This is a genomic window from Paracraurococcus ruber, from assembly GCF_004353985.1.
In the GTDB taxonomy this organism is placed as follows: Bacteria; Pseudomonadota; Alphaproteobacteria; order Acetobacterales; family Acetobacteraceae; genus Paracraurococcus; species Paracraurococcus ruber.
Map to the genome: position 1 here is coordinate 1 of NZ_SMOA01000735.1, position 349 is coordinate 349.

At 83.7% G+C, this 349-nt stretch carries 1 protein-coding gene; it reads left to right on the forward strand.

What is annotated here, in order from left to right; translation table 11 throughout:
- A partial coding sequence (locus E2C05_RS33935) for a hypothetical protein (protein ID WP_205083332.1) occupies nucleotides 1-349 on the forward strand: 349 nt, incomplete at both ends.

The window sequence follows — 349 nt, forward strand, 5'->3', positions numbered from 1 at the left end:
GCCGGCCCCCGCCCCGCCGGCGGCCCTGGCCGGGCTGGAATTCCTGGCCACGGAATGGGACCCGCTGGGGACGGCGCCGCCGCCCGAGGCCGCCGACCTCGTCCTCGGCCTCGGCCTCGGGCCGCGGCTGCGCGCCGGGTGGATGCTGCCGCAGGCGCTGCGCGCCGCCGCCGCGCCGGGCGCCGCCCTGCTGCTGGCCGAGCCGCTGCCCGGCCCGCTCTTCGACCTCGGCTGCGGCCAGGACCCGGCCTGGTGGCAGGTGCCCGGCGGCGCGCTGCCGGGGGCGGAGGCCTGGACGGGCGCCCTCGCCGCCGCCGGCTGGACGGGGACCGAGGCGCTGCCGCTCCTG